We start from the raw sequence: 3,736 nt of genomic DNA on the forward strand, positions 1-3,736 counted from the left end.
ATTTATGTTAATGGTCACAGTCTTCAGAGTGCTGACGCCTTTTTCATCTTTGGCTCTAAAGGTCACACTAACGCTGCCAGGTCCCTGGGTGAAATCAGGAGTAAAACTGAAAGTTTGACTGACGACGCTATCCCCTTTAACGGTTGGAAAGGTGGCATTAGGCGGAAGCGCATCCGCAGACAGGGTTATCGTATCCCCATCTTGATCACTGGCACCTACAACAAAAGATAAATTCTGCCCTTCGGTCACAGTGAACTGACTTGCCAGAGGTTCAAAAACAGGAGCATGATTGCCTGGAGGTCCCCCAGCCGTTATACTGAAGGTGCCGTTGACCAAGGTTGGTCGGTACTGTTGAGTTCCGGTTATTGTATCTGTATGCACATAGACATTGTAACTGCCAATATGCGCAGGATCGTCCTCTAATCTTATAACTGTGGAGGTGTCTCTGGTTATACCGGGGTTGACCTTGAACTGGAAACGTACCACGGCCCCAGTTCCTGGAGCGATGGTATCAGTTAGGTTGAAGCTGAAAGCAATGAAGGTAAGCACTGAGTCTCGTCTCGATCCCAGAAAGGTAGCCGAAGATTGCAGGTAAAAGCTATCTCTTGAAGTGGCTTGACCGATTACGAGAGTATCTGTGCCCACTACTGTATCACGGGGAACGATCAAATTCTGGTCAAAGATCAATCTTAAGCTAAATGTCTGTACTGATAAACTATTGCGCAAATAGACCGAGACCAAGATTGTGGTATCTCCTGGCTGTCCTGTGGCTGTCTCCACCTTCAGGGTATCTTGAGTGCGGATGACAAACTGTGACCAGCTAACTGAAGTGGAAAACAAAATCGTTAGGACCGCAAGGCAAATTATCCCCCACCATTTTCTTTTTTCTAAAAAAGTTTTCTTTGCACTCATCTTTAGTTCCTTTTCATCTTTTTCTTTCAGCTTTAAGCTTCCCGGCATAGCGATATTATTCCTTCCATGTTTTTTATTTCAATTTAATATCGTGATGATCATTTAATTTTCACCATTTTCTTGGTCTCAGAATATTTACCTGCTATGAGTTTATAAAAATAGATTCCGCTGGAGACATCCTTACCAGATTCGTCTTTTCCCTTCCAGGTAAAAGTATGGACACCCGCACTTAATCTGGTGTTTACCAGTATGTTGACCAACTGCCCCTTTAGATTATATATTTTCAAATTAACTTCACTTTCCGCAGGCAGAGAAAATGAGATATTGGTCTCTGGATTAAACGGGTTCGGGTAATTCTGTAACAGGGTAAACCTTTCCGGGATCTCCTGATTTCTCTCTAATGAAACAGTTGCCTGGATTAGATTTCCTGAATAATCTGAGAAAAAAGCTTTTTCTAATTCTATGTTTCCATCTCCATTCCTGATCGGAATGGTGAATAATCTCTTTTGTCCTGATTCAATATATTTAGCCGAGGCACTATAAAGGAGGAGCCTCAATTCCCCTGCATCATCTTTTTTTAGCAGAGTCATACCTTCTGCATCTGAGGATAAAATCGCATCTCCTAAATCTATTCCTGGGTGCTTGATTATCAGCAGAGCAGCACCTACTGGAACTTTTGAATCAATAAATATCTCAATGTTTGAGGAGCTCTTTCTTAGATTTAGCTGGACTTCATCAGCTTCAGGTACTAACTTTGCCAATACTGGGTTACCTCCCTCAAGGATACGATTGAGTAAAACAATGAAATCGGCCAGGGTACAGCATATTCCATCTTCATTCACATCCGAATTGAGTTGCTGTAGCTGATTAAAAGGATATTTAACCGGATCTATTAAGAACTTACTGAAAAGAACTGCATCCCCAACTTCGTATGGAATTCCGTTCAGATTTATATCACCTAAGAGTTTGTCCAATCCTCGAATTAAAATACCTCCATCGTTATAACTGATCTTATCCTGCGAAATGAACTTCTGCCCAAACAATCCACCAAAAGTGTTGTCGGTCGAGTCAGTAAACTTGAATCTTATGGATGCAAGCAGATTAAGAGGGGTTGGATCGAGTATTATCCTGAAACTTAAATTGGCGACTACTCCCTCTCCTGGAGGCATCGGCTTTGTAACCATGCTATCTAAGATGTCTGCCTGGGCTAAGATCTGAACATCGCCTACCGCAGGTTGATCGGTTATATGCTGAAAATACTCCCAGTTGCTAATTCTGGTGTTTGCTTTGCTTACGCTCAATAAAGAAAGCGCACTCGGATCAAAATGCAGTAGCAATTTCATCCTTCCCACTGAATCAGGATTTACGAGACTTACCGGCACCGTGATAGTGTCAGAGAAAAAACCTGAGTCTGTTCCCACCTCCAGAGCGTAAGCCTTAACCCCTAAATTTTTATCTATTACTTCAATCTCTACATCTTCTCTTGAGCTGTTTTTTCCGTCTAAAGCCACAAATGCAACCTTAAAAGGACTATTAACTGAAGACCAGGGACCGGTAAAAGGAGGAACCCAGCGGAAAGCAGCCCTTCCATTACCCGAGTCTGCAAAAAAACCGCCATCCGGTCCATTCAACAAGCTGAGTCTAACAGAATCTCCTTCCGGATCAGTTGTCAGAATTTTTATTAATAGAGTATCCCCCTCCACTATATATTGAGTTCCGATCGGTTTTATCTGGGGAGCCAGATTTTTTTCTTTTATAGTAATTCCCCCCTTAACAAAGGCTGGAATCATATCCACAGCCCAGGTATAGGTAAAATCTAAAAATATTTCAGAAGTCGAAAAAGTGTCTATCTCCACTGTCTGCAGTGGAACGTTCTGCTTGACCGTGAAAAACAGATTAGCCACTAAACCGTTTCCGGGATTTATTTGAGTAAAACTTACCGCATAGATTTTGATGGTTCTATTTACATTATCTACGGAATCTCCTTTTAGAGGTGCATCAGAAACTCTTGATCCTACAAAGGAGACTGAATCACAAACAAGGTCTGAGCTGGAGAATTTGAGAGGAACAACAATTGCTCCCAACGGCTCATCATTAAATGCATACACCGGAACGATTACCTGTGAACCGGGATAAGCACTTGAATTCCCTACTCTTAACGTGTCAACCACCCCTACAGTGTCTTGGATTTGAGCAAAGGAAAGATTTTTAGAAAGAAGAAGGGCTGCAAAAAGAAAAAGAAAGAAAAAGGGTTTATTTCTCATCATTCCTCCGCCTCTAAAACTATTTTTAAAAAACTATCTATTCTTTCTATCGTCAAGAATACTAATGCTCTTCAGTCAGCAACTCATCCATCCCTGAGAGGAGAAGAAATTTCAAAAAACTATATCGACTTTTCAGTTAACCTCTTTTTTCTTTCATTTTAAATCAGAGGAGGGGGAATTTCCCCCTCCTCTGTAATACGCGACGAAGTTTACTTCGTCATAACCATCTTCATGGTCTTGCTGTAGTCGCCAGCATTCAGTTTGTAGAAGTAGATACCAGATGCGACTTTCTCACCGTTAGAATTGATTCCATCCCAGGTAACCGTATGGGTACCCGCAACCATGGTCTCGTTCACCAGGGTGCGAACCAGCTGTCCTGCGATGTTGTAGATCTTCAAGGAAACCTTGGAGTCTATCGGCAGAGCGAAGCTGATGTTGGTGGTCGGGTTAAATGGGTTGGGATAGTTGGCATTCAGTGCATAAGCAGTCGGGATCGCCCGGTTGACCACAGTGGTCTTCAAAGGACGGCTGAAATTGTCCACTGCCTCGACTGATACTAA

Annotated in this window: 3 protein-coding genes; all 3 read right to left on the reverse strand. The window is 42.3% G+C overall.

Translation table 11 applies throughout. The features are described from left to right. On the reverse strand, positions 1-960 hold a 960-nt coding region (locus MUP17_02950; protein MCJ7457933.1), incomplete at its 3' end, for a hypothetical protein. A gap of 50 nt (positions 961-1,010) precedes the next feature. Next, positions 1,011-3,179, reverse strand: a complete 2,169-nt coding sequence (locus MUP17_02955) for a T9SS type A sorting domain-containing protein (GenBank protein MCJ7457934.1) — start codon at positions 3,177-3,179, stop codon at positions 1,011-1,013. A gap of 206 nt (positions 3,180-3,385) precedes the next feature. Continuing rightward, the coding region (locus MUP17_02960; GenBank protein MCJ7457935.1) for a T9SS type A sorting domain-containing protein at positions 3,386-3,736 on the reverse strand (351 nt) is incomplete at its 5' end.

The organism is Candidatus Zixiibacteriota bacterium, assembly GCA_022865345.1.
Lineage (GTDB): Bacteria > Zixibacteria > MSB-5A5 > MSB-5A5 > RBG-16-43-9 > RBG-16-43-9.